General features: G+C 54.4%; 22 protein-coding genes. 4 read left to right on the top strand and 18 right to left on the bottom strand.

Features of this window, described 5'->3' with window-relative positions:
• Positions 1 to 39: 39 nt before the first annotated feature.
• Together C5O23_RS07975 and C5O23_RS07970 are read right to left on the bottom strand one after the other, a co-directional pair.
• Positions 40 to 3312 (bottom strand): S41 family peptidase, encoded by a 3273-nt coding sequence (locus C5O23_RS07975; protein ID WP_107032417.1) that lies wholly within the window; start codon positions 3310 to 3312, stop codon positions 40 to 42.
• 64 nt (positions 3313 to 3376) lie between these two features.
• Positions 3377 to 4303: a DMT family transporter gene (locus C5O23_RS07970; RefSeq protein ID WP_162496194.1), complete on the bottom strand. Its 927-nt coding sequence runs from the start codon at positions 4301 to 4303 to the stop codon at positions 3377 to 3379.
• A gap of 358 nt (positions 4304 to 4661) precedes the next feature.
• On the opposite strand from C5O23_RS07970, the gene C5O23_RS07965 reads away from it, so the two are divergent.
• On the top strand, positions 4662 to 5363 hold the full coding sequence (locus C5O23_RS07965; RefSeq protein WP_107032416.1) for an OmpA family protein: 702 nt from the start codon (positions 4662 to 4664) through the stop codon (positions 5361 to 5363).
• A gap of 203 nt (positions 5364 to 5566) precedes the next feature.
• Here C5O23_RS07965 and C5O23_RS07960 read toward each other — a convergent pair whose 3' ends face one another.
• The 12 genes from C5O23_RS07960 to C5O23_RS07905 form a co-directional block, all read right to left on the bottom strand.
• On the bottom strand, positions 5567 to 6070 hold the full coding sequence (locus C5O23_RS07960) for a metallophosphoesterase family protein (protein ID WP_107032415.1): 504 nt from the start codon (positions 6068 to 6070) through the stop codon (positions 5567 to 5569).
• A gap of 40 nt (positions 6071 to 6110) precedes the next feature.
• Positions 6111 to 8144, bottom strand: coding sequence for a carbohydrate-binding protein (locus C5O23_RS07955; RefSeq protein WP_107032414.1), 2034 nt, complete (start codon positions 8142 to 8144; stop codon positions 6111 to 6113).
• Positions 8145 to 8378: 234 nt separating this feature from the next.
• Positions 8379 to 8570, bottom strand: coding sequence for a 30S ribosomal protein S21 (gene rpsU, locus C5O23_RS07950; RefSeq protein WP_107032413.1), 192 nt, complete (start codon positions 8568 to 8570; stop codon positions 8379 to 8381).
• 170 nt (positions 8571 to 8740) lie between these two features.
• Positions 8741 to 10030 carry a sodium:proton antiporter NhaD gene (gene nhaD, locus C5O23_RS07945; RefSeq protein WP_107032412.1) on the bottom strand — a complete coding sequence of 430 codons (1290 nt, stop codon included), beginning with the start codon at positions 10028 to 10030 and terminating at the stop codon, positions 8741 to 8743.
• 208 nt (positions 10031 to 10238) lie between these two features.
• Positions 10239 to 11015: a tRNA threonylcarbamoyladenosine dehydratase gene (locus C5O23_RS07940; protein WP_107032411.1), complete on the bottom strand. Its 777-nt coding sequence runs from the start codon at positions 11013 to 11015 to the stop codon at positions 10239 to 10241.
• 31 nt (positions 11016 to 11046) lie between these two features.
• Positions 11047 to 11397, bottom strand: a complete 351-nt coding sequence (locus tag C5O23_RS07935) for a hypothetical protein (RefSeq protein WP_107032410.1) — start codon at positions 11395 to 11397, stop codon at positions 11047 to 11049.
• A 519-nt stretch (positions 11398 to 11916) separates the two neighbouring features.
• Complete coding sequence (locus C5O23_RS07930; RefSeq protein ID WP_107032409.1) at positions 11917 to 13071, bottom strand: sodium ion-translocating decarboxylase subunit beta; 1155 nt, start codon at positions 13069 to 13071, stop codon at positions 11917 to 11919.
• 62 nt (positions 13072 to 13133) lie between these two features.
• Positions 13134 to 13568, bottom strand: coding sequence for a biotin/lipoyl-containing protein (locus C5O23_RS07925; RefSeq protein WP_107032408.1), 435 nt, complete (start codon positions 13566 to 13568; stop codon positions 13134 to 13136).
• Positions 13569 to 13617: 49 nt separating this feature from the next.
• Positions 13618 to 14544 carry an OadG family transporter subunit gene (locus C5O23_RS07920; RefSeq protein ID WP_107032407.1) on the bottom strand — a complete coding sequence of 309 codons (927 nt, stop codon included), beginning with the start codon at positions 14542 to 14544 and terminating at the stop codon, positions 13618 to 13620.
• A gap of 51 nt (positions 14545 to 14595) precedes the next feature.
• Positions 14596 to 16149: an acyl-CoA carboxylase subunit beta gene (locus C5O23_RS07915; RefSeq protein WP_107032406.1), complete on the bottom strand. Its 1554-nt coding sequence runs from the start codon at positions 16147 to 16149 to the stop codon at positions 14596 to 14598.
• Between the two features lie 83 nt (positions 16150 to 16232).
• Positions 16233 to 16652, bottom strand: coding sequence for a methylmalonyl-CoA epimerase (gene mce, locus C5O23_RS07910; protein ID WP_107032405.1), 420 nt, complete (start codon positions 16650 to 16652; stop codon positions 16233 to 16235).
• A 308-nt stretch (positions 16653 to 16960) separates the two neighbouring features.
• Positions 16961 to 18583, bottom strand: coding sequence for an Rne/Rng family ribonuclease (locus C5O23_RS07905; protein WP_107032404.1), 1623 nt, complete (start codon positions 18581 to 18583; stop codon positions 16961 to 16963).
• A 26-nt stretch (positions 18584 to 18609) separates the two neighbouring features.
• On the opposite strand from C5O23_RS07905, the gene C5O23_RS14405 reads away from it, so the two are divergent.
• Complete coding sequence (locus tag C5O23_RS14405; protein ID WP_162496193.1) at positions 18610 to 18816, top strand: hypothetical protein; 207 nt, start codon at positions 18610 to 18612, stop codon at positions 18814 to 18816.
• 29 nt (positions 18817 to 18845) lie between these two features.
• Here C5O23_RS14405 and C5O23_RS07900 read toward each other — a convergent pair whose 3' ends face one another.
• The 4 genes from C5O23_RS07900 to C5O23_RS07885 all read right to left on the bottom strand — a co-directional run bounded on the left by C5O23_RS07900 (position 18846) and on the right by C5O23_RS07885 (position 21217).
• Positions 18846 to 19127: an HU family DNA-binding protein gene (locus tag C5O23_RS07900; protein WP_107032403.1), complete on the bottom strand. Its 282-nt coding sequence runs from the start codon at positions 19125 to 19127 to the stop codon at positions 18846 to 18848.
• Between the two features lie 175 nt (positions 19128 to 19302).
• Complete coding sequence (locus C5O23_RS07895) at positions 19303 to 20019, bottom strand: YjjG family noncanonical pyrimidine nucleotidase (protein WP_161553573.1); 717 nt, start codon at positions 20017 to 20019, stop codon at positions 19303 to 19305.
• On the bottom strand, positions 20009 to 20695 hold the full coding sequence (locus C5O23_RS07890; RefSeq protein ID WP_107032401.1) for a queuosine precursor transporter: 687 nt from the start codon (positions 20693 to 20695) through the stop codon (positions 20009 to 20011). Before C5O23_RS07890 ends, C5O23_RS07895 begins: the two co-directional genes overlap by 11 nt.
• Positions 20696 to 20737: 42 nt before the next feature.
• A complete protein-coding gene (locus C5O23_RS07885) occupies positions 20738 to 21217 on the bottom strand; it encodes a KdsC family phosphatase (protein ID WP_107032400.1) in 480 nt (159 codons plus the stop codon).
• Between the two features lie 210 nt (positions 21218 to 21427).
• Here C5O23_RS07885 and guaA point away from each other — a divergent pair, with 210 nt between their 5' ends.
• Positions 21428 to 22951 (top strand): glutamine-hydrolyzing GMP synthase, encoded by a 1524-nt coding sequence (gene guaA, locus C5O23_RS07880; protein WP_107032399.1) that lies wholly within the window; start codon positions 21428 to 21430, stop codon positions 22949 to 22951.
• Positions 22952 to 23229: 278 nt separating this feature from the next.
• Entirely contained in the window at positions 23230 to 24567 is a 1338-nt protein-coding gene (locus C5O23_RS07875; protein WP_107032398.1) for a YncE family protein, read from the top strand.
• The last annotated feature ends 193 nt before the right edge of the window (positions 24568 to 24760 follow it).

Below are 24760 nucleotides of genomic sequence, written 5' to 3'. Positions count from 1 at the left end.
ACTGGATTTATTAGAGCCTTGTGAGGTTTTGCCTCAGGTTCAGCGGAGGTCTTTGAGGAGGGTCTCAACGGCGGTTTTGAGCTGGTCGTCGATACCGAGGACTATGCGGGCGGGGTCGTTGGCCACCTTCACGTCAGGCTCAAGCTGGGTGTTTTCAAGATAGTTGCCTTCGGCGGTGCGGAAACCGATCACGGGAATGCCGAACACGAGCGAGGGGTCCTGCATGTCGATCCAGTTGACCGAGCTCATGGTGCCGGGGACGGGCATACCGACCACCTTTCCGAGTTTCATGTGGCGGTAGACCCAGGGGGTGCCGTGGGCGTTGGAGTAGTTGGCCTCGCAGGTGAGCATGATCGAAGGCTTGTTCCAGCGGCGCGAGGGCATTTCGCCTACTGGCTGGCCTTTGATTTCCTGAGTGAGGTATTTCTTGCCGCTGAAGAGCACTTCGATGTCTTCGTGGAGACGGCCGCCGCCGTTGTTGCGGGTGTCGATGACTATGCCGTCACACTCATTGTATTTGCCGAGGATGTCGGCATAGATGGTGCGGTAGCTTTCATCGTTCATTGACTTGATGTGGACGTAGCCGAGACGGCCGTTTGAGAGAGAGTCGACCAGGTGGGCGTTGCGTTTGACCCAGCGGTCATAGAGCAGGCCGTTGATCACCGAGGCTCTGACCGGGAGCACCACTTCCTCGGCCTTTTCACCTGAAGGGAGGGTGAAGGCCACGAGGGTCTTGCGGCCTGCCAGAGAGTTGAGCATCACGGTGGGGTCTGTCTTCGAGCCGATCTCGGTGCCGTTGATGGCGGTGATGACGGCTCCGGGCTTCATCGAGGAGTCGGCGTGGCCGAATGGGCCGCCTGCGAGCACTTCGCCCACCTTGAGGCCGGGTCCGGGATAGGTCATGTCATAGAGCAGGCCGAGCGAGGCAGTGGCTTCGCGGGCGCCCTGCGGATAGTAGCGGCCTCCGGAGTGGGAGACGTTGATCTCGCCGAGGATCTCGCTTGTGAGTTCGGCAAAGTCGGCGTTGTGGCTGATGTGGGGGAGGAACTTGCGGTAGGCCTTGCCCATAGCTTTCCAGTCGGTGCCGTTCATGTCGGTGCCGAAGAAGCGTTTTTCGGCTTCGGTGAGCATGTAGTCATACATGTATTCGCGTTCGGCCGCGGCATCGAATTTCTGAGTGGCCGAGAAGCTTACGCCGTCAATCTTTCCGCCGGGGAGGCTCATCTTGCGGATGGCTCCGCCGCCGGTGAGGAAGAGGGTCTTGCCTGCGGCTGCGGGCTGCATGCCGGTGGGGCGTGCGCCGAGCTTGGAGGCGAGGCTCACGGTGCCTTTGCGGAGGTCTTTCTTCCAGAGGTCGTAGCCGTTGTCAACCTGGGCGAGGAACCAGAGGGTTTCGCCCTGGTCGTCGATATAGGCGTCAGACATGGATGCCGAGAATGGGGTCAGGCGCACTATGCGGTCTGTGATGCCGTCGAGCTCGACGTTGATGGTCTTTGAATCCTTGTCTTTGTCTGATTTGGCGGCTTTATCCTTGTCGGCCTTTGAGTCGGCTTTCTTCTTGCCGTCGGCTTTGGCGGCGGGCTTGGCAGCGGCTTTGGCGCGCGAGGCTTTCAGCTCTTTCTGAAGCTGGAAGTCTTCGGGCGAGAGGCGGAAGCGGTCATAGGCGGCCTGGTTTGTGAAGGCCAGAAGCACGTCATACTGCGATCCCCATGAAGCGTGGCTGCGCATACCGTAGCGGTCGCTGAGGAAGAGGATTGCATCGCCTCCCATCACCCAGCGGGGCGACTGGTTCATGTAGGCCGAGTTGGTGATGTTGGTGATTGTGCCGTCAGCGGCATTGATGATGGCGATGTCGAAATAGGGTGAGCGGCGGTGCATGTCGACCACGGCCACGAGCCATTTTCCGTCGGGCGACCATGAGTAGTCGAGCATACCGTCACGGTCGTTGCAGATGTTGCCCTTGGTGAGTCTGCGCACTTTCTTTGAGGCGAGGTCCATCACTGCGATGTCGCGGCGGTCGATGGTGAAGGCCATCTGCTTGCCGTCAGGCGAGATCACGGGGTTGGCACGGTCGGTGCGGTCGCCGGCGGGGAAGATTGCAGTCTCTTCAACGAGGGTTGCGTTGGGGAAGTTGGGGTCCTCGTCGCGGCCTATCTTGGCGCTATATATATTAAGGTGGCCGTCGCGGTCGGAGGTGTAGTAGAGAGTGCGGTTGTCACTGCCCCAGGAGATGAAGTTTTCAGCGGCGGGGGTTGATGTGATCTGGCGTGTTGTGGGATAGTCAACGGAGGTCACGAAGATGTCGCCGCGATTAGAGAAGGCCACCTGTTTGCCGTCGGGCGAGGGAACGGCACCTGATGCACCGCTGCTGAAGTTGCGGATGCGGAGGGGCTCCGACTGGTCGGCCGTGATGTCGATCCTGACCTTGGAGGGTTTGGCTCCGGGGGTCATGGTGTAGATCTCGCCGTCATAGGTGAAAGCCAGAGTGCCGTCGGCTCCGCGCGAGAGGAAGCGGACGGGATGGGTGGTGAAGTTTGTCAGGCGGCTTGCCTTTGAGAGGTCGTCGACGGGTGCTGAGTAGACGTTGAAGCTGCCTCCGTCACGCTCGCTGAGGAACCATACGGTCTTGCCGTCGGGGCTGACCACGGGGTTGCGGTCTTCACCGGCACGGTCGGTGAGGTTGGTGTGGCGTCCGCTTGCGGCATCGTATTTCCAGAGATCGCGGGTGACTGACGAGGTGTGGTGCTTGCGCCATTCGTCTTCAAGTCCCTTGCGGTCCATGTAGAGGAATGATTTTCCGTCAGGGAGATAGCTGACGGCCTCGGCGGGAGTTGAGAGGATCTGCATGGGGCGTCCGCCGCTGACGGGCACACTGTAGAGCTCGGTCTGCCATGAGGAGGGGAAGAGGAGCGATCCGGGAGCGTCCTGGATTGAAGCCGAGTAGACCACGGCTGAGCCGTCGGGGGTGAAGGCCCAGGGAGTTTCAGCCACAGAGTTGAAAGTCAGGCGTGTGGCTTCGCCGCCTCTGGAGTCCATGATGTAGATGTCGGCATTTCCTTCGCGGTCGCTGGTGAAGGCGATCTTCGATCCGTCGGGCGACCATACGGGCATGGCCTCGTAGGCTTCATTGGCGGTGAGGCGCGTGGCTTCTCCGCCCTTGGCAGGGACTGTGAAGATGTCACCTTTGTAGGTGAAGGCGATTTTCGATCCGTCAGGCGAGATGCGTACATCTCGGAGCCACATCGGGGTGACGGCTCCGGCACCAAGTGCCGCGCCGGCAAGAAGAGTGGCGAGGAGGTTTCGTCTGTTCATAAGTAAGTTATAGCGTGATTGGTTATTGATTTCTGTCATTATTGTGAGTGAGGCACGGGGCTGATCAGTGGCGCGTTGCGGCGCGCGATCCGCGCTTCTGCAGATAGTCGGCCAGCCAGACTCCGAGCAGAATCATGGCGCAGCCGGTCACTCCGATCAGCGTGATCTTCTCGCCGAGAATCAGGAAGGAGAAGACGAGGGTGACCACGGGCTGGAAATACATATAGTTCGAGGCCTTGACAGCTCCGATCTTGCCGTTGATCACTGCCCACATCAGATAAGCGAACAGAGAGCAGAAGAGGGCGAGGAAGAGAATGTTGAGCAGCAGTTTGGGCTGTATGAGCACGGCGGGAGAGGTGACATGAGGCTCGATGAGCAGGAAGGGAAGGGCTGTCAGGACTCCGTAGAAGAAAGTCTTGCGGGTGATGAACAGTGCGCTGTAGAGTGGTGTGAGCTGCTTGATGATGATGCTGTAGACGGCCCAGCAGAGGGCAGCGAGCAGGGCGAGGAGGTCGCCGAGGGGGTTGATGCTCAGAGCGAAGCTACTGTTGAAAATCACAAGCCCCACTCCGACGAAGGCTATAGCCGATCCGAAAATGGTGGCTTTGCCCGGACGTTCCGAGCGGTAGAGGAAGCCAATGAGCAGCACCGTGAGAAGCGGAGAGAGAGATGTGATTAGCGAGACGTTGCTGACCAGGGTGTACTGCAGGGCGACGTTCTCGGAGATAAAGTAGATCGACCCTCCGAAGAGGCCCGCAAGTATGAATATGAATTCATGGCGCCATGTGTTGCTTCTGATCTGCTTGTGGCAGAAGAGCAGCAGGGCCAGATAGGCAAGGGCGAAACGATAGATGTAGACTTCGATCGGCGAAAGGCCGTTGTCCATGAGGACTTTGGTTGAAATGAACGAGATACCCCATCCCATGACTGCCACAGCCGCGCCGGCATGATAGATGAGGTTGCTTCCGGCTGAAAAACGCTTCGTTGACATAAGAAAGCCAAAAAATCGGACACCCGCGCGCCGGTGTTGTGATAGGTCTGATATTAGCGCGCAAGGCGAAAAATTTAAGGTTAACCTTCGTTTTAGACGCGCAGCTGTCAGCTGACCGGTGTCAGTTATGCCGACGGAAGGATTTTACGTCAACCATAACTGCTGACAAAATTAAGAATTTTTTGTCAAAGAACACAGTCCCGACAAAAAACTTTATCGCTCTGCCGGACGTATTATCTAATGTAGACGCAAGAAAGTGATAAAACAGTCCCGATTATAGATTTTATTGGGATATGTTGAGGGAATTTCCTATTTTTGCGTCTGAATTTAACACGTTAACTTAAAAACATTAAAAGCAATGAAACTCGCAAAAGCATTAGGAATTCCTGCAATGGCACTCTGCGTGCTTCTCTCCACGGGATGTTCTTCATGGTCCAATACGGGCAAGGGCGCTGCCATCGGCGGCGGCGGCGGTGCAGCTCTCGGAGCAGGCCTCGGAGCTCTCATCGGCGGCGGTAAAGGCGCTGCCATCGGTACCGCTATAGGCGCTGCGGTAGGCGCAGGCGCAGGTGTGCTCATCGGAAAGAAGATGGACAAGCAGCAAGCCGAACTTGAGGCCGAACTCGCAAAGCAGGCCGAGATCAAGCAGGTAACTGACGAAAACGGTCTCCAGGCAATCCAGGTGACTTTTAACGGCGGAATTCTTTTCCCCACCAACGGCACAACCCTCAGCGCCAACGCGCGCACTGATCTGAGCAAGTTTGCCGCTTCGCTCATCAACAACCCCGGCACAAACGTGCAGATCTACGGCTACACCGATGACACCGGCACTCTCGCCGTGAACGAGCGTGTGGCTACCGGACGTGCGAACGCCGTGCGCAACTATCTGCTCAACAGCGGTGTGCAGGCCAACCGTCTTTCTGCCGAAGGTCTGCCCATGCAGGACTATATCGCATCAAACTCTACTGCCGAAGGACGCGCGCAGAACCGCCGTGTGGAAATCTTCATCACCGCAAGCAAGGAGATGATCGACCAGGCCAACAGCGGTAATCTGAAATAAACCGCAAGCGTCTCGACAATTAGCAATCATCAATTCCATTATCCGTATATGGCTTCCCTCCGCCTGAGCGGAGCGGTCAATGCCGGAACAGAGAGGAGTCTGTGTCACCTCAGCGCGACACAGACTCCTCTGCTTTTTTTCATCCTGATCAGAGCAGGCAGGCCTGTCATTTCCGGCGGCCCGCACCGGATTGCTGACCGGAATCAGATTTTGACTTTGCCGAGCTCGATGACTTCAAGGCCGGTGACCGAACCGGTGTCGATGGTCAGGCGCACGAGCGTGCGCTCTTTCTGCCATCCGTGATAACCGGCAGCACCGGGGTTGACGTGAAGCAGGCCGAGTTCGGCGTCGGGCATCACTTTAAGGATGTGGGAATGGCCGCAGACCATGAGGTTGACGCGGTTTTCTATGAGCTGACGCTTCACGCCGGGGGCGTAGCGTCCGGGATAGCCTCCGATATGGGTCATCCAGACATTTACACCCTCTATCTGAAAGCACTCTACTTCCCGACACCTGCGGCAGACGTCGCCGTGGTCAATGTTGCCGCGCACGGCCCTGACCACGGGCACCACCTCTTCGAGGCGGCGTATCACACCGATGTCACCAACATCGCCACAGTGCCATATCTCGTCGCAGTTTTTGAAATGGGCGGCATAGCGGTCGTCCCAGCAGGAATGGGTGTCAGAGATGATTCCGATTGTTTTCATCAAATGTCTTGTTTATGCGGTTGAAGCCACGGAGCGCGGGCTAATGGACCTTTTTCAGTAATGTTATTCTGTTGAGCAGCATGGTGCCGCTGATGTATGTAAGCGCGATCTTGTTGGGGCCTTCCTGCAGGGAGACCACCACGGTGTTTGACGGTCTGACGGTCACCCAGTCGTCATGATGGAACGAGGGACAGACCAGAGTGGCCACATCGCGACCGTTGATGCTGAGAGTGCGGAGCGCGTCGCGCTGCGAACCGTTGGAGTAGCCAACGGTCAGAAAGTAGTCACCGGCGGCAGGGACGTTGGCATAGCAGGTGATGCGGGTGTTGTGGCGGGCAGCAAGCTCGATATAGCCGTCGGCTGTCCGGCGGTCTTTGATCAGATGCAGAGGCGGACGGCGCGGTATGACTGACGATGCGAGTACGGTGACTTCCGACTGACCCGGAGCATAGACATGGCCGGGCGGCGAGAATCCGGTCAGCCCACCCGGAAGCGAGGGCATGATCGCGGTGACTGAAGGCTCAGACGGAGGGAGCGAATAGCGCTCAGCGCCGAGCACCTGGGTCATTACTCCATCCACAAAAAGACTGTAGCGGATCTCAGGGTCGAAATCCATTATCTCGACAGTACTGCCGTCATCACTCCACCTCAGCTGCGGGACGTGGAGCAGATCTCTGCGCTCGACGATGTTCACACCAGGCTCCGGCAGATCGTTGCCTGACAGGGTGATGTCCACCCTATGACGGCCCTCCAGAGAGGCCGGCAGACGCGGGGTCTCCAGCGATACGGAGTCGACGGCAAAGGTGGCGATACGGTCGCCCGTGCCGTGCATAACGATGTCAAACACCGCGTCGCGATAACGGAAACCGCCCAGAGTCTTGTCTCCTGCGAATGCCACCGGCACTATCGGTCGGAAGTCAATGCCATCAGGAGTGAAATCCATACCGAAAAAGCCTTTGCAGACCACTGCCGGCCACTCGGAAGTTAGATTGCCGTCAACAGCCATGTTCATAAGCGATGCCACTCCAAGCACAAAGGCCTGCGGGTTGCGGACCTTGGCGGCCGCAAGAGTGAAAAGAGCCTGGGTAAGCGGCGAGCAAGAGCCGGCAGACGGGTTGATCTGCGGACAGACATCAGGTACTCCGTCACGATAGACCGGCATGGCGCTGACCAGATCCTCGGCCATCTCCGCTGTGGCTATGCCGTTGAGCACGCAGAGCGCGTTCGCACGACTGTCAGACACGGCTGACAACACCGGATAATAAACTCCGTAGAGATACTGTCCGTAGCGCTGCCCGTCGGGAATCCACAGGCGGTCATTGATCGCTGAACGCAAGGCTGCAAACTGGATCTGATGCTCATGCTCGGCATAGAGATTCAGTTCTCCGGCCATACGCGACGCTACAGAACTGGCCGTGGCCTGCGAGACGTTGACCTCCAGAGCCAGTGTCTGGTAGCGGTCCATCGCCGTCATCCAGTCAGGATAATAATCCGCAGGATTGTCAATCCGTGCGACCTGCCCGCACACCAGGGGGGCGACTCTTCCGGAGGGCTGCTTCCACTGCCTGCGGATTGAGGCGGTCAGTATGTCATAGGCTTCTTTGAGCCACTGGCGCGAGCCGGTCACACAATACAGTTCCCAGGCGGCAATGGCCCAGCAGCCTATGTCGGAAATCTTCGGGAAATCCTGGCAGCGGATACAGCCGTCGGCCACCTCTGCCCTGAGCGCAGCCATTGACTCCTCTGGCCGCAGAAAGGCCCCTGCCAGCCTGACATCAGCCACTGTCAATGCCGAAGTATCGGCGAGCGCGGCGGCAAACAGTGCATCGGCCATGCGTCCGGCTGAACTGTAGGCCACGGTTCTGTGAAGCGAGTCACACTCCCCTGCCCTGCCTGACTCAGCCGCCCTGAGGCCGGAGGCTGTGTAGATCCGGTGGCCCCGGACAATGCTGTCTGGATACAGTTCGAAACTGCCGCCGTCATATATGGCATTCTTTTCCACACCTGCATGTGAGCATGACACTGCAAGGAGCAGTGTCAGGTGGCAGGCCAACAGTAGAAATATGCGCGACATAATCAGCAGGCGGAATGTCAGAGGTGAGTAATGCTTATATCAATACCTATATTAATATAGGTGTATTATATTATATAACGTTTCAAGTCACAACAATAGCGATGAAGAGTTGCAGTCTGCAATCTTCACCGCCATTGAATATGTTTCTTTCAAATAAATTCGGGTGATTTCCGGGTGTTTTCCTGACCTCCTTTCGGTTGATTGTCTAAAGGTAGAGTGCTAATCAGAAAAATCTTATTCTTCGTTGGCACGAAGCTGCTGGACGTAAACAGCCTTCATCATTTTCTTACGGTTGGTCACAGAGGGCTTCTGGAAAGCCTGACGTGAACGAAGCTCGCGAACGATGCCGGTCTTTTCAAATTTACGCTTGAATTTCTTCAGTGCCTTTTCGATGTTTTCACCTTCTTTTACTTGTACGATGATCATTTTGGTTTCTTGATTATTGATATTTAAGTTATTGATTGGTGAGACGGCCGCAAAAACGCCCTGTTTCAGACTGTCCCGGCGGACGCCTCACGGATTTGCGCTGCAAAATTAGCAATTCTTTTTCGTATTTCAAAACATTTTAGCTTTTTAGCTTAAAATGCCGCTGAAAATTACATGAAAAGAGTTTCCAGAGCGTAGGCTCCCATGCCTGCGATATAGCCGGCGAAGGCAATCCAGGTGAAACGGCGCAGATACCAGCCGAAGCTGATTTTTTCGAGGCCCATGACCACGACTCCGGCTGCCGATCCGATGATGAGCATCGAGCCGCCGACTCCTGCACAGTAGGCAAGCAGCTGCCAGAACAATCCGTCGCAGGCAAAATCGCCGGTCGGAGCGATGGCATACATGTCCATGCAGCCTGCCACGAGGGGCACGTTGTCGACGATGCTTGAAACCACGCCGATGACACCGGTCACAAGATAGTGGTTACCATTGGAGACTTCATTGAGCCACTGGCCGAACGCGGTGAGCACTCCGGTTTCCTGGAGGGTGGCCACTGCGAGGAGAATGCCGAGAAAGAAGAGTATGGTGGCGAGGTCAATGCGCGAAAGCAGAGTTGTCACTTTCAGATGTGAGTCACCGGCCAGGATAGAGCAGCGGTTGGAGCGCCATTCGCTTACAAGCCACAGCACACCGAGAGCGAGGAGTATGCCCATGAAAGGGGGCAGACCGGTGAGCATTCTGAAGATAGGCACGAAGATCAGGCCGCCCACACCGAAGATGAGTATGATCTTGCGGTCAGCCGGAGAATTCCTGACTTCATTGGCTTCAGACCGTTTCGGAGCCACGACCTCGCCTTTGAGGTAGAGCGAGACGCAGAGAGCCGAGACGACAACCGAGACAATCGAGGGGATGATGAGCTGTGAGATCACACCGCCGGTCGAGATCATGCCTTTGATCCAGAGCATGATGGTGGTAACGTCGCCGATCGGCGAGAAGGCTCCGCCGGCATTGGCCGCGATTATGATGATGCCGCCATAGATCATGCGGTCTTTATGGTCTTCGATCAGCTTGCGCAACACCATGATCATCACGATCGAGGTGGTAAGATTGTCAAGTATGGCCGAGAGGATGAAGGTCATGGCTGTGATGCGCCACAGAAGTGTTTTCTTACTTTTGGTGGCCAATGCGTCATGAACGAAGTAGAATCCGCCGTTGGCATCGACGATCTCGACGATGGTCATGGCGCCCATGAGGAAGAAGAGAATCTCGCAGGTTTCTCCGAGATGATGGAGCAGACGTCCGGAATAGTCAGCGCTGTCGCCCACGCCGCAGGCGTAGAGAGTCCAGCAGATAACACACATAAGCAGTGCGGGTACGGCTTTGTTGATCTTCAACACACTCTCAAGTGCGATGCACAGATAGCCGAGGATAAAAAACGTGACAATAGCTGTTACCATTTCTAAAGTTTTTATTTCATGGATTATGATTGATTTTTCAAAAACGTGAATTTAAGGCAAAAAACAGCAGGCCAAGTGACCTGTCGGTACTGACAATTCGGGCGCAAAGGTCGGAATTATCAGAATCAAAACAAAATTTACAATAATGAAAGATTTCCTTAATCACAGGAGACTTAGCGCTTGGTTGACAAGCACATCTCAAGTCCGTTCAGACAGTCTTTCCGATGGCATCGCGGATGACAAGAGAGGCAAGAGTGATTCCGAAAACAGCTGTAATGTGCATGAAAGCCCCGTTGACTGCCACTTTTCCGTAGGTCATGGCCCCGCTCCGGTCAGCGAGCATAACCGCATCAGCATGATTTGCGACCAGTTCGTCGGAATAGACACAGCGGAACTTGCGGGTAGGAAAAACACCCGATTTTTTAAACTTGCGCCTTAAAGCCGCTGCAAGCGGGCAGCCTTTCACTCTCCAGAACTCAGCCACGGCTATGCGCGAGGGGTCAAGCTTGAGAGCCGCTCCCATCGATGAGTAGAAGCGCACCGGTCGGGAACTTTTGGCCGTCTCGGCCATTGCCGCCGTTGCGTTCAGAATGAGCAGAGCCTTGTCAGCCAGCGAATCAATGGCATCTATGACATAGTCATAGTCCCTGAGATCGTAGCGCGACTGGGTTTCGGCGTTATAAAAATCATGGATGGCTTCAATCTCGGCATCAGGGTTGATGTCAAGCAGACGCTGCTTCATCACCTCGACTTTCACACGGCCTACCGTTGATGACGTGGCCGGCAGCTGACGGTTGATGTTAGAGGCGGCCACTGTATCCGCATCGACAATAGTCAGCCGGGCTATACCGCTGCGCACCAGAGTCTCGGCAGTCCAGCTCCCCACGCCGCCTACGCCGAAGATTATGACCCTGCGCGAGGCCAGAGTCCCGAAAGCCTCAGTCCCTGTCAGAAGGGCCACACGGTTGAAAGAATCCTTTATCATTACAAGTAATTACAGAATAGCGGCCGGGCGGTCAGTCTCTATATAGCAACGAATCTTTGATGCGCGACCAGACCGATGTTTTTTCCATACGCAGATGCACATTCACTTTAGAGTCTGACTTGCTCAGAAAGACAATCGAGTTGCGCAACACGATCGCTATCTGGTTTTCAAATTCAAATATCTCGTGTATATGCCTGAGCGGAATTCTGGCAAACGGCGATGACGGATCAACGCTTCCGATAAACAGGTCATCCTCATCAATGACTATGCCGTGATTTTCCAGCGCATAGTCAAAAAGCAGAGAAAAGTTAAGCTCGTCTGTCGACGCCGGAGGCCGATTATATTTCCGGTAGAGAGCATCAATAAGTTTTCGTGTTACCATAAATCAGAAAGAATGGATAAATGTTCCGGACCTTATTGTTCGGTTTAAATCAGGCCTGCCGATTCACTATGCACTGTGCCGCATTGGCGAAAAAAGAGGTCTGCAGTTGAAATCAAACGCATACGGATGTGAGAATTTCTATTTTATAAACACCCCTGCCGCCACAATGGTTCTCAATCAGGGCCGGATTCCTGGAACAATTTTTAAGTAACTCTTCAAAATTAAACGATATAATGTACATTAGTATCTCCTATGGAGGATCTTTTATACTCTCTGCGGTTTTATTCCGGTCAGAATCAAGTTCTTCATCGGTCGTTTATGTCTATAAACTCCCTCTTCATTCCTCGATTCTGCCTCTGAATAAATTCCGCATATAGTATAAATTAATTTTTCAGAGTTACTTATTACAAATAACTTATCGCAGGAAAGTAATCATGAAAAACGCAGAGGCATAACATTTTATTCAGCTAAAATTTATGCCCCTGCGTTTTTATAAGGGATATTCAGATCCTGATATCATCAGGCAAGGAATCCGAGAAGCACACCGGCTGCCACAGCCGAACCGATCACACCGGCCACGTTCGGGCCCATAGCGTGCATCAGCAGGTAGTTGCTCGGATCGTATTCCAGACCGAGGTTGTTTGAAATACGTGCCGACATCGGAACGGCCGAAACGCCGGCGTTGCCGATAAGCGGATTGATCTTCTTGGACTTCGGAAGAACCAGATTAAAGAGCTTGACGAAGATCACACCGCTGGCCGAGGCGATGATAAACGCCATGAAGCCAAGAAGGAAGATGCAGATAGTCTCCGAAGTCAGGAACTCTGACGCCTGGGTCGATGCGCCGACTGTCATGCCCAGAAGGATGGTGACAATATCGGTGAGGGCATTGCTGGCAGTCTTGGCCAGACGGTTGGTGACACCGCACTCACGCAGAAGGTTGCCGAAGAAGAGCATGCCGAGCAGCGGCAGACCCGAAGGCACAACGAAGCAGGTGAGGATCAGACCCACGATCGGGAAAATGATCTTTTCGTTCTGCGACACGGCACGCGCGGGCTTCATCTTGATCAGACGCTCGTTCTTGGTGGTCAGCAAGCGCATCAGCGGCGGCTGGATCACTGGCACGAGAGCCATATAGGAGTAAGCCGACACGGCAATGGCGCCCATTAGGTTCGGAGCGAGTTTCGACGAAAGGAAGATTGCTGTCGGACCGTCGGCACCGCCGATGATGGCAAGCGCACCGGCCTGGTCAGGAGCAAAGCCTAAAAGAAGAGCCACCATGTAGGCACCGAAGATACCGAACTGCGCGGCAGCGCCGATGAGCATGAGCTTCGGATTGGCGATCAGTGCCGAGAAGTCGGTCATGGCGCCGATGCCGAGGAAGATCAGAGGCGGATACCAGCCTGCACTCACACCGTTGTAGAGGATATTGAGCACGGAGCCTTCTTCATAAATACCGATTTCCAGACCGGCGGTAGTGTTGAAGGGCACATTGCCGATAAGGATACCGAAACCTATAGGCACGAGGAGCATGGGCTCGAAGTTCTTCTTAATGGCAAGCCAGATGAAGAACAAGCCCACCACCAGCATCACCAGATGCTGCCACGTGGCGTTGTAGAAACCTGTCAGATGCCAGAACTCCTGAAGGTTTTGGGTTAAGAATTCGCTAAACATAATTGATGCTGTTACTTGGAAGTGAGGTTTTCAATCAGATTGTAAGACTACACTCACTCTTTTTATTCGAGGGTAATGAGGGCTGCACCCTGGAGCACGGAATCACCTGCCGAGACAGCGATCGAGGCAACTGTGCCATCCTGGCCTGCATGGATGGCATTTTCCATTTTCATGGCCTCAAGCACGACTACAGTGTCAGATGCCTTGACGACATCTCCCACTTTGACGTTGACCGAAACTACCACACCGGGCAGAGGAGCCTCGACGCTGTAGCCTGCGGCTGCGGCTTTGGGTTTGGCGATCACCTTGGCGCCGCTCTCTGTGCGGGGAGCTGCCGATGGACGCGGGGCGGTTACGATGGTCACAGGCTTTTCGGTCTTTTCGAGTTCCACCTTATAGGGAACACCGTTGACCTCCACCTTGGCGATATTGTTGTCGATGTCGCCGACTTTGACGGTGTATGGGTTACCGTTGATTCTATATTTATATTCTTTCATTGTCGTGATAGTGTTTCAATGGTTGAAAGTGTTAATGAGGTGGACACGATTATTTGCGGGGAAGTTCGCGCAGATTGTAGATCTTCGAGCTCCAGGGCGAATAGGCACGACGCACCTTGTTGATGGTCAGCACTGTGCTTTCGCGATCATGAGCATCGAGATGCTCGGAGAGAGCTGCCGAGATAGCGGCGATGACCTCACCTGAATCCTGTTCGTGATGGTGGTCTGCCAGTTCTTCGTCATCTGAGCTGAGAGCCTTGATCTTGCGAGAGCGCGACACAGAGGCTCCGATGCGGCTGATGATGTAGAAGCAGATCGAAAGCACGAGCAGCGCCGAGAACACGATGCACATCGCCATCACAGCCATCGCAAATCCGTGGGGATCGTTTTCAGCGAAGCTGTCCACCTTATTGTTGGTGCTCTTGATGATGTTGTTGCTTGAAGGCGTGATATACTTGGCTTCCGAGCCGTCACGCACTTCCCAGTCCTCAGGGTTGTTGATACCGCCTTCGCCGTCAGCCTTGCGGGCATATGACTGTCCGGGGAGCAGGTTGCCGGGCACCACGATCTCGTCGATGAGCGACAGGCCGTTGGCGTCATAGATGGCAAGATAGTTGTCCTCACCGGGAGTGAAGGTGAAATTCAGATGGAAAGTTCCCTTGTTGGGCTCTCCGTCGGCCCAGAACAGCACATGCTGACGGGCGGGAATCTCGGTATTCACGTCGCCTAAAGGCACGGGATAGAGAGTATTGTTGCTGCGGTCGTTGGTGATGAAGACGCTTGAGATCTCCAGCGGTGCGAAAGTCGAGTTGTAAAGCTCAACCCAGGCACTGTAACGGCCGAAGTCGTCCACCACACTTGTGGAGTCGTTGGCGATCATCACCTCGTTGAGGCGCAGACCGCGGCGACCTTGGGCCGACACTGCCGTGACACAGGCGAGAGTCACCAGCAACAGCGTTAAAAGTCTTTTCTTCATAACTTTTTCTGATGTTTGTTTTATCGGTTTGGGGTGACCTTCCCTCGCGGTTTAGAGAGGTATGTTGCCGTGTTTCTTGGCCGGGTTGACAACCTTCTTGGTCGCAAGCTGCTGCAGGGCACGGATGATGCGGAAGCGGGTGTTGCGAGGTTCGATGACGTCGTCGATATAGCCGTAGCGGGCGGCGTTGTAGGGGTTGCAGAAGAGCTTGTTGTATTCGTCTTCCTTTTCGCGGAGCACCTTGGCAGGATCTTCAGCTGCCTTGGCTTCCTTGGCATAGAGCACTTCAACAGCGCCTGCGCCACCCATAACAGCGATTTCTGCCGTGGGCCATGCGTAGTTCATGTCGCCGCGAAGCTGCTTGCATGACATCACGATGTGGCTGCCGCCGTAGCTCTTGCGCAGTGTGACTGTCACCTTGGGCACTGTGGCCTCGCCGTAGGCATAGAGGAGCTTGGCGCCGTGGAGGATCACGCCGTTGTATTCCTGACCGGTACCGGGGAGGAAGCCGGGGACGTCGACGAGGGTCACCAGAGGAATGTTGAAGGCATCGCAGAAGCGGACAAAGCGGGCACCCTTGCGAGATGCGTTGCTGTCAAGCACACCGGCGAGATATTTGGGCTGGTTGGCAACTATGCCGACTGCCTGGCCGTTGAAACGGGCAAAGCCGATGATGATATTTTTTGCGTATTCGCGCTGGATTTCAAGGAATTCGCCGTTGTCGACGATTGCGTTGATGACCTCATACATGTCATAGGGATGGTTGGCCGAGTCAGGCACGATCTCGTTCAGAGAGTCTTCCAGACGGTCAATGGGGTCGTTGCATTCAACCAGCGGCGGTTCTTCGAGGTTGTTCTGGGGGATGTAGCTGAAGAGCTTGCGGATGATGCGCAGGGTCTCTTCGCCGTCTTCGGCTGCGAAGTGTGCCACACCGCTCTTCTGCGAGTGCACGGTTGCGCCGCCGAGTGCTTCTTGGGTCACGTCTTCGCCGGTCACGGTCTTGACCACCTTCGGGCCGGTGAGGAACATGTAGCTGATGCCCTTGGTCATGATGGTGAAGTCAGTCAGCGCTGGAGAATACACCGCACCGCCGGCGCAGGGGCCGAGGATGCCGGAGATCTGGGGAATCACGCCTGAGGCGAGGATGTTGCGCTGGAAAATTTCGGCATAGCCTGCGAGGGCGTTGATGCCTTCCTGGATACGTGCGCCGCCTGAGTCGTTGAGACCTATGACGGGTGCGCCCATCTTCATGGCCATGTCCATGATCTTGCAGATCTTGAGGGCCATTGTCTCGCTGAGAGATCCGCCGAACACGGTGAAGTCCTGAGCGAATACATATACGAGTCGGCCGTCGATTGTGCCGTAGCCGGTCACAACGCCGTCGCCGAGATAGCTTTTCTTTTCCTGTCCGAAGTTGTAGCAACGATGACGGACAAACATGTCGATTTCCTCAAAAGAGCCTTCATCGAGAAGCTGTGCGATACGCTCGCGGGCTGTGTATTTGCCTCTCTCGTGCTGTTTTTGAATGGCCTTTTCGCCACCGCCTAAGCGGGCTTCTTCGCGAAGGGCGATAAGCTCTTTTACTTTTTCAAGCTGGTTACTCATTTGTTTCGAAGTAAAATGGGTGGAGTTCTTGGTTGTAGATTTCTTCTGTCTCCGTCATTGCTGACGGGGATGGGAGATGGATGTTACTTGTTGGGGTCCTCGCAGAGTTCGATAAGAGTACCGCAAGTTGATTTCGGGTGAAGGAACGCGATGTTCAGACCTTCGGCACCCTTGCGCGGAGCCTTGTCGATCAGACGGCAGCCTTTGCCTTCGACTTCTGCCAGAGCGTTGGCCACACCGTCTTCAATGGCGAATGCGATGTGCTGGATGCCGCCGCGGCCGCCGTTGTTGGCGATAAACTTTGAGATGGCGCTTTCAGGAGAAGTTCCTTCAAGAAGTTCGATCTTGGTCTGGCCTACCTTGAAGAAGGCGGTGCGTACTTTCTGATCTTCAACTTCTTCAATGGCAAAACATTTAAGGCCAAGAGTGTTTTCGTAAAAGGCGATGGCTTCCTTCAGATCAGGAACTGCGATGCCTACGTGCTCGATGTGGGAAATATCCATGATATGAAAAATAATAAATTAATGCTTATAATTAGTTGTGATTAAATTGATTTCGGGCCAATTACGCACAGGCGTTCTTAGCCCTTGCAAAATTAGTCATAAAAAGTTGTAAAGCAAATTTAATCTCTACAAAAAATCTCCTCGAAATTGTTCTTAAGGCCAACCACGCCGACACACGGACTCAGCACCCTCCATTCCCTGACTGCCGCTACTGCCGGAAGATGCGAAAAACCTCCCGGCTCAGACCTTGCAGTCTGCGACGGGAGGTTTCTGATAGGGTTCGTAAGAACAGGGAAAAGGCTTGGATGCTAATCTTCCTGGGTTCGGTTCTTGGTTTTTGCTTTTGATTTCGATGCCGAGGAGTCCATGTCTTTCTCTTCCTTGAGGTCGATTTCGTTGCGGTCGCGGTCAAGTACGCGATACTGCAGATAGGCGAGCGATTCGTCAGGCACGATCCGGAAGTTGAAGCCGAATTCAAGCTGCCAGCGACGGTAGAGCGACGGGAAACCTTTCTTCAGATAGGCCGACACGAAGGGGTGCACATAGAGCACAAAGTGTTTGGTCTTAAGCGTGTTGACCAGATAGTCGAGTTTTTCGTGCAGCAGATCGGTGAAGAGCAGCGACGGGCGCACCTCGCCTTTGCCGTGACACGACGGGCAGGTTTCGGAGGTGTTTATGTCAAGCACCGGGCGCACTCTCTGGCGGGTGATCTGCATCAGCCCGAACTTGCTCAGCGGCAGAATGTTGTGGCGGGCGCGGTCATTGGCCATCACCTCGCGCATGTGTTCATAGAGTTTCTGCCGGTGCTCGGCTTTGTTCATGTCGATGAAGTCGATGACGATGATGCCGCCCATGTCGCGCAGGCGCAGCTGGCGGGCTATCTCGTCGGCGGCCCGCAGGTTGACCTCAAGCGCGTTGCTTTCCTGGTCAGGTGCGGCTTTCGAGCGGTTGCCGGAGTTGACGTCAATGACATGGAGTGCCTCGGTATGTTCGATGATTACATAGGCGCCGGATTTGAATGAAACCGTCTTTCCGAACGACGATTTTATCTGGCGGGTGATGCTGAAATGATCGAAGATGGGGACATCGTCCTCATAAAGCTTGACGATGTCTTTGCTCTCCGGTGAAATGAGGTTGACATACTTTGAAATCTGGCTGAAGATTTCCTTGTCATTGACATGAATGCTCTCGAAAGTGGGGCTGAATACGTCGCGAAGCATTCCGACGATGCGGCTTTCCTCTTCAAAAATGAGAGCCGGGGCGCTTGCTTTCTGCGCTTTTGCCACTGTCTCCTCCCAGCAGCGCAGGAGGGTTTTGAGCTCGTGGTGCAGCTCCCTTACGCTCTTTCCTTCGGCCGAGGTGCGGATGATTACTCCGAAGTTTTTCGGCTTGATGCTTTCGATGAGCTGACGCAGGCGGAGTTTTTCTTCCGTGGTCTTGATTTTCTGCGAAAGGGAGATCTTGTCGCCGAATGGTATGAGCACCATGTAGCGTCCGGTGAAAGTGATCTCAGTGGTCAGACGGGGGCCTTTCGACGAGATAGGCTCCTTGACTATCTGAACCATGAGTTCCTGGCCCGGCTCCAGGACGCCGGTGATGGCGCCGTGTTTGTCGATGTCGGGCAGGCGCTTGATTTTCGGGACGGTGGTATCAGACTTCTTGTCGACGAGAATGGCCTTCAGAAAGGCCGAGTAGGTGGAGAATTGAGAACCGAGATCCAGATAATGAAGAAAAGCGTCCTTCTCGTAGCCCACGTTGACGAAGGCGGCGTTAAGGCCGGGCATCAGTTTCTTGACTTTGGCAAGATAGATGTCTCCGACAGCGTAGGCGATGTTGCGCGACTCCTTCTGCAAGGAGACGAGCCGCGAATCCTCAAGCAAGGCTATCGAAACCTCACCGGGCTGTACGTCTACAATCAGTTCACTTTTCATTGATAAGCGTTATCCGGATTAGAGAAATGACGCAAAGAACAAACCTTTTGCGTGCGTCTTTGTTCAAGAGCCGGGCAAAAGAGTTTGTTCTTCGTGTTCATTACGCAACTACGCAAGAATTATTTCTTCTTGTGGCGGTTTTTGCGAAGGCGTTTTTTACGCTTGTGGGTAGCCATCTTGTGGCCTTTTCTTTTCTTTCCGCTTGGCATGTGGTTGGTATTTATTTTGTTTAACTAAAAGTTGGATTTTCTGGCAGGCAGAATTATTTCAGATCCTTAACCTCTTCCATAAACACCTTGGCGGGCTTGAAAGCGGGGATGCGGTGTTCGGGGATGATGATAGTGGTGTTCTTTGATATGTTACGGGCAGTCTTTTCCGAACGCACCTTGGTGATGAAGCTACCGAAGCCGCGAAGATAGACGTTTTCGCCGTGAGAGAGAGATTCCTTTACGGTCTCCATGAATTTCTCGATGGTTTCGAGCACGTTGGCCTTGTCAATTCCGGTTGATTTTGAGATCTCGTTAACGATGTCAGCTTTAGTCATTACAATATGAATTTTATAATTGGTTAATATCTTTGACGTTGCGCTTTTTCAAGGCGCAATTTTTTGCAAGTGCAAATATCGGAACTTTTTTTGGATTATCAACTATAATTCCTATAATTTTTTGCTTAAATTTCACTTTCTCACCACTTTAGCGAGAAAAAACGCCGAAAAAGCCTCACAGAAGCCCCTCAAGCAGCTTCAGATCGGCTATGGCAATATGGCTTCCTCTCCAGCGCAACCCCGGCTGAGTGCGGTCGAAGTGTATTGCACGCCAGCCCACCCTGACAGCCCCGCCTACATCGGCCGCAAGGTTGTCGCCGATCATCAGATGGGCCTGCGGATCCATCTCTCCGGCGCGCTTCATGGCATGGGCAAAGATACGCAGGTCAGGTTTGTTGAAGCCCACGTCATCGCTGAGCACCACAAGATCCACAAGCGGCGCGAGTCCGGTGTTTTCCAGCTTCCGATGCTGCACTTCCTTGAACCCGTTGCTGAGCACACCTATATTATAATGCGCGCGCAGGCGGGAGAGCTGCTCAACGGCACCGTCAATCATCACCGTCTGCTCGGCAAGCCGGTCGAGATACTCCCTGTCGAGCCTCCAGCAGAAGGCTTCAAGATCTTCGCGACTTCCGGCCCAGCGGGGAGACAGCGGTGTGGCGAAACGGTCGACACGCAGAAAACCCTGCGTGATCTCCCCTCGGCTGTAGCGCTCCCACAGCAGGCGGTTGTGCCCCTCATATGCCTCGATCCACTGCTCAGGAGTGGCATAATAGCGGTCAAGGCCGGCCTCGCGATAGATGATCGCATTGGCCAGCCGCGAATTGGCATGAAAATCAATCAGAGTGTCGTCAAGATCGAACCACACCCACTTGACACCTTCATATTTCATTGATCTTCCACCATTTGTATGACGTCCGGCTGTCATCTGTCACATCGCCGCCTTCATGATCGCGCAGCATCTTTACAACCCTCATGGTCACCGGCAGGATCAGCACCTCGTAGAAAGTCTTCAGGAAGGTCTGCGTGATGATCAGCATCGCTATTTCATTCCATGCAAGGATGCCGCCGAAAGCTATCGGGAAGAAGATCACCGAATCAACCCCCTCGCCCCACAGCGACGACACGATGGCCCGCAGAGAAAAGCGGCGTCCGTTAGAGGCAGCCTTCATGCGCGACATCACATAGGCATTGACCATCGAGCCACACAGGAAGGCAATGAAACTGGCCGCGAAGATGCGCGGGACAGCCCCGAAGACCACCTCCATAGCCTCCTGGCCCTGCCACGACGGCGCTCCTGGAAGCCAGATGCCGAGCTGCAGCAGCAGCGAGACAAGAAGATTCATCCCGAAGCCGAGCCAGATGACAAGACGCGCCTTGCTGAAGCCATAGACCTCGACTATGCAGTCGTTGAGAATATAGGAGATCGGAAAGACCACCACGCCCGCGGTTATGGTCAGCGGGCCAAGATCCACAGTCTTTATCTCCATCAGATTGCTGACTATGAGGCAGACGCAGAACGTCACCGCAAGCAGCATGAAAGTCACTGATATTTTTACTTTGCTCATTTTTTTTCAGAGTTTGTTCAGAGGTTGTTTTTTAACAACGTATTAATATTCCCCGGAAAGGACCGCTTCGGCAAACTCCCGCACACAGCCCTCTCCTCCTTTAAGATTCATTATCCGTATTCCTTCTATAGCCTTGACAGCAGCCATCGCATCGGCCGGACAGGCAGCCACACCAGCGGCGCGCAGCAGATCGCTGCAATTGACATCATCGCCTATGTATGACACCTCGTCAAGCCCGATGCCTATCCGAGCACAGATCTCAAGCGCGGCTTCAAGCTTGCCGCCGTCACGCCGGCCCTGGACAAGAAAATCCACACCGAGCTTTTCGGCACGGCTTCTGACAATGCCGGTGTTCTCGCTGGTGATGATCCCCACCTTTATGCCGGCCTTCTGAAGGAGCAGCAGCCCCATGCCGTCGCGCGCGTTGAACTTTTTCATGGCATCACCCCCGGCGGTGTAATACATACCCCCGTCAGTCAGCGTCCCGTCTACATCGGTCAGAAAAAGTTTTATTCTGTTCATTGTCTCATTTTGAATTAGCCCGCAAAATTACTCAATTTTTCTCACATAACCGCCTTTAAACTACTATTTGAGCCTATTTTAAAGCACTTTTGAGGCGCTTTAATAAAATTTCACCATCTTTATTGCGACGGGGTGAAAATCTCACGATTTTTGAGTAAATTTGCACTCAGAAATCAATCCATTACCACAACCATCTCTTATTCCCACTTTATGCAGGAAAAGATAATCATTCTCGACTTCGGATCGCAGACCACACAGCTCATCGGACGCCGTGTGCGCGAGCTCGGCGAATACTGCGAGATCTTGCCCTACAACAAGTTCCCCTACGACGACCCCTCGGTCATCGGCGTGATTCTCTCAGGCTCCCCCTTCTCGGTCTACGATGAAAAAGCCTTCCACACCGAACTCTCGCGCCTGCGCGGACACCTGCCGGTGCTCGGCATCTGCTACGGAGCTCAGTTCATCGCCTACACCTCAGGCGGCAGTGTGGAACCCGCTCCTTCACGCGAATACGGCCGTGCCCACCTGACAAAGATCGACACCGCGAACCCTCTGTTCAAAAACATCCCCGCAGGATCACAGGTGTGGATGAGCCACGGCGACACCATCACCGCGATCCCCGACTCATTCAACACCATAGCCTCCACCGACAAGGTTGCAATAGCCGCCTATCAGGTTGAAGGCGAAAAGACCTGGGGCGTGCAGTTCCACCCCGAAGTCTACCACTCGGAACACGGAACCCAGCTTCTGCGCAACTTCGTGGTCGACATCTGCGGCGGCAAGCAGGACTGGACTGCCGAATCATTCATCGAATCTACAGTGGCCCAGCTCAAAGAGCAGCTCGGCGATGACAAGGTGGTGCTCGGCCTCAGTGGCGGAGTCGACTCCTCGGTAGCCGCAGTGCTCCTCAACCGCGCCATCGGCAAGAACCTCACCTGCATCTTCGTAGACCACGGCATGCTGCGCAAAAACGAATTCCGCGACGTGCTCCACGACTACGAATGTCTCGGCCTCAACGTGATCGGCGTCGACGCCTCTGAAAAATTCTTCAGCGAACTCGCCGGAGTCACCGAGCCCGAACGCAAGCGCAAGATCATAGGCAAAGGCTTCATCGATGTGTTTGATGAAGAAGCCCATAAGATCAAAGACGTCAAATGGCTCGCTCAGGGAACCATCTACCCCGACTGCATCGAAAGCCTCTCCATCACCGGCACAACCATCAAGAGCCACCACAACGTAGGCGGTCTGCCCGAAAAGATGAACCTCCGTCTGTGCGAACCCCTCCGTCTGCTCTTCAAAGACGAAGTCCGCGCCGTAGGCCGTCAGCTCGGCATGCCAGACCACCTCATCAAACGTCACCCCTTCCCCGGCCCCGGCCTCGCCGTCCGCATTCTCGGCGACATCACCCCTGAGAAAGTCCGCATCCTCCAGGACGCCGACGACATCTTTATCCGCGGCCTCCGCGACTGGGATCTCTATGACAAAGTATGGCAGGCAGGAGCCATCCTCCTCCCCGTGCAGAGCGTAGGAGTCATGGGCGACGAACGCACCTACGAACGTGCCATAGCCCTGCGCGCCGTAACCTCGACCGACGCCATGACCGCCGACTGGGCCCACCTCCCCTACGACTTCATGGCCAAAGTCAGCAACGATATCATCAACAAAGTCCGCGGCGTCAACCGCGTCTGCTACGACATCTCCTCCAAACCGCCGGCCACAATCGAGTGGGAATAAGCGCCTTCCCGGCAAAGGAATAGGCCTTTCCTTCCACACACCCACATATCAAGCGGTCTGAGCCTCACCCCGTGCGCTCAGACCGCTTTTTTGTATTCCCGACAGATGCTATCTGCAAAATTTTCATTATCTTAGCGCCCGCATTTTTTCATGCGTTGCAATCCGACACACGGAACCACCGATGATTCATCGACACACAATTTAAAGGGCTGTTAAAAACAGCTTATAGAAATCAAATTCCAACCTGACCAATCATTTCAACAAACCATCAAAGGAAAATGACATCACACCACCCGACACACCCTCTCCGGCTCATCATGCGCGCGGCTACAGCCATGCTCCTGACTGCCGCAACATTCATTCCGGCCACAGCGCAGACCGACGAACCAGCCCTGGTCCGCTCCGAAATAGGCGACAAAGCCTCGACACGCGACGGAGCAATCACCATCACCAATATCGGCAAAAAGCAGCAGTTCAACGCCTCGCAGCGCTCCACCTATGACACCGACATCCACTCGCCAAAATCAGCCGCCTTCCACCCCGACGGCTCTCGCTTCTATGTGAACTCACTTGAAGGCTGCCGCACCATAGTCTATGATGCCCGAAGCATGCGCAAGCTCAAAGTCATAAACCACACATTCAAAACCGGACAAGGCGACAACTGGACCTCTTCGCCACACTACAAATGGGAACACTACCCCAACGGCGCACGCAGATCTTTCAGCGGCAAACCCGTGGAAATGACCTTCTCCCACAGCGGCCGATACCTTTGGATTCCATACTACCGCCGCACTTTCGACATCAATGCCCAAGACCCCTCGGCAATGGCCGTGGTTGACACCCGCACCGACTCGATTGTCCGCATGTTTGACACCGGCCCTCTCCCCAAGATGGTCTCCGTCTCAAACTCCGGCCGACTTCTTGCAGTCACCCACTGGGGCGACAACACCGTAGGCCTGATTGACATCTCCTCGCCCGATCCGGCCCGCTGGAGCCATCTGCCGCCCGTCACTATCGGCAACAAACTCAGACTCGACTTTCCGCTTAACGAATCCGTGAACCGCGATTCCAACTCCGGCTACCTCCTGCGCGGCACAGTTTTCCTCCCCGGCGACCGCCACATGCTCATCGGCTGCATGGCAGGCTCCATAGCCGTGGTCGACCTGAAAACCATGAAACACATAGGCTTCATCAACAATATATATAATGTAAGACACCTCACCCTCCACGGCAAAAACCTCTTCGCCTCCTGCAACGTCAACGGCATGGTCTGGAAAATTCACACCGACAGCCTCGGCAGCGCCATCGCCTCGGCCTCGGCCGCAAAACGCCGCGCCATCAAGGCAAACGGATGGAAAGGATGCAAGGTTGGTGCCGGCGCGCGCACCATCGAAGTCTCGCCCGACGGCAGATATGTCTATGCTGCCTGCAACTTCGCCAACCGTATCGACATAGTCAACGCCCGGACCATGAAACTCGAAACCTCGATCCGCTGCGACTCCTACCCAGTAGGCCTCGGTCGGTCAGCCGACGGAAAATACATGGTCGTCACCTCCCAGGGCCGCAAAAAACGCGGAGGCAACGCTGTCAACATTTTTTCCATCACCCGGAAATAGCCGCCGCTCCAAAGTTCTTAGGGGCTGTTTAAAAACGGCCTCTTAATCTCCGCAAAAGCTTAATCCCTGTTAACAAAATCTCATTCCAATACCCGAATAGTAAAATAAAGTTAAAACAAAGATGTTTTTAAACATAAATATTTGACATATCCCAAAAAGTCTATACCTTTGCATCAGTTTTTCATGGTATTAG

Source organism: Duncaniella muris (assembly GCF_003024805.1).
Taxonomy (GTDB): Bacteria; Bacteroidota; Bacteroidia; order Bacteroidales; family Muribaculaceae; genus Duncaniella; species Duncaniella muris.
This window is presented reverse-complemented; position numbering and strand designations above follow the sequence as displayed.

What these genes read in the sequence shown, in the direction of transcription:
- C5O23_RS07975 (WP_107032417.1), bottom strand. Translation starts at nt 3,312, where the DNA reads ATGAACAGACGAAACCTCCTCGCCACTCTTCTTGCCGGCGCGGCACTT.
- C5O23_RS07970 (WP_162496194.1), bottom strand. Translation starts at nt 4,303, where the DNA reads ATGTCAACGAAGCGTTTTTCAGCCGGAAGCAACCTCATCTATCATGCC.
- C5O23_RS07965 (WP_107032416.1), top strand. Translation starts at nt 4,662, where the DNA reads ATGAAACTCGCAAAAGCATTAGGAATTCCTGCAATGGCACTCTGCGTG.
- C5O23_RS07960 (WP_107032415.1), bottom strand. Translation starts at nt 6,070, where the DNA reads ATGAAAACAATCGGAATCATCTCTGACACCCATTCCTGCTGGGACGAC.
- C5O23_RS07955 (WP_107032414.1), bottom strand. Translation starts at nt 8,144, where the DNA reads ATGTCGCGCATATTTCTACTGTTGGCCTGCCACCTGACACTGCTCCTT.
- rpsU (WP_107032413.1), bottom strand. Translation starts at nt 8,570, where the DNA reads ATGATCATCGTACAAGTAAAAGAAGGTGAAAACATCGAAAAGGCACTG.
- nhaD (WP_107032412.1), bottom strand. Translation starts at nt 10,030, where the DNA reads ATGGTAACAGCTATTGTCACGTTTTTTATCCTCGGCTATCTGTGCATC.
- C5O23_RS07940 (WP_107032411.1), bottom strand. Translation starts at nt 11,015, where the DNA reads ATGATAAAGGATTCTTTCAACCGTGTGGCCCTTCTGACAGGGACTGAG.
- C5O23_RS07935 (WP_107032410.1), bottom strand. Translation starts at nt 11,397, where the DNA reads ATGGTAACACGAAAACTTATTGATGCTCTCTACCGGAAATATAATCGG.
- C5O23_RS07930 (WP_107032409.1), bottom strand. Translation starts at nt 13,071, where the DNA reads ATGTTTAGCGAATTCTTAACCCAAAACCTTCAGGAGTTCTGGCATCTG.
- C5O23_RS07925 (WP_107032408.1), bottom strand. Translation starts at nt 13,568, where the DNA reads ATGAAAGAATATAAATATAGAATCAACGGTAACCCATACACCGTCAAA.
- C5O23_RS07920 (WP_107032407.1), bottom strand. Translation starts at nt 14,544, where the DNA reads ATGAAGAAAAGACTTTTAACGCTGTTGCTGGTGACTCTCGCCTGTGTC.
- C5O23_RS07915 (WP_107032406.1), bottom strand. Translation starts at nt 16,149, where the DNA reads ATGAGTAACCAGCTTGAAAAAGTAAAAGAGCTTATCGCCCTTCGCGAA.
- mce (WP_107032405.1), bottom strand. Translation starts at nt 16,652, where the DNA reads ATGGATATTTCCCACATCGAGCACGTAGGCATCGCAGTTCCTGATCTG.
- C5O23_RS07905 (WP_107032404.1), bottom strand. Translation starts at nt 18,583, where the DNA reads ATGAAAAGTGAACTGATTGTAGACGTACAGCCCGGTGAGGTTTCGATA.
- C5O23_RS14405 (WP_162496193.1), top strand. Translation starts at nt 18,610, where the DNA reads ATGACGCAAAGAACAAACCTTTTGCGTGCGTCTTTGTTCAAGAGCCGG.
- C5O23_RS07900 (WP_107032403.1), bottom strand. Translation starts at nt 19,127, where the DNA reads ATGACTAAAGCTGACATCGTTAACGAGATCTCAAAATCAACCGGAATT.
- C5O23_RS07895 (WP_161553573.1), bottom strand. Translation starts at nt 20,019, where the DNA reads ATGAAATATGAAGGTGTCAAGTGGGTGTGGTTCGATCTTGACGACACT.
- C5O23_RS07890 (WP_107032401.1), bottom strand. Translation starts at nt 20,695, where the DNA reads ATGAGCAAAGTAAAAATATCAGTGACTTTCATGCTGCTTGCGGTGACG.
- C5O23_RS07885 (WP_107032400.1), bottom strand. Translation starts at nt 21,217, where the DNA reads ATGAACAGAATAAAACTTTTTCTGACCGATGTAGACGGGACGCTGACT.
- guaA (WP_107032399.1), top strand. Translation starts at nt 21,428, where the DNA reads ATGCAGGAAAAGATAATCATTCTCGACTTCGGATCGCAGACCACACAG.
- C5O23_RS07875 (WP_107032398.1), top strand. Translation starts at nt 23,230, where the DNA reads ATGACATCACACCACCCGACACACCCTCTCCGGCTCATCATGCGCGCG.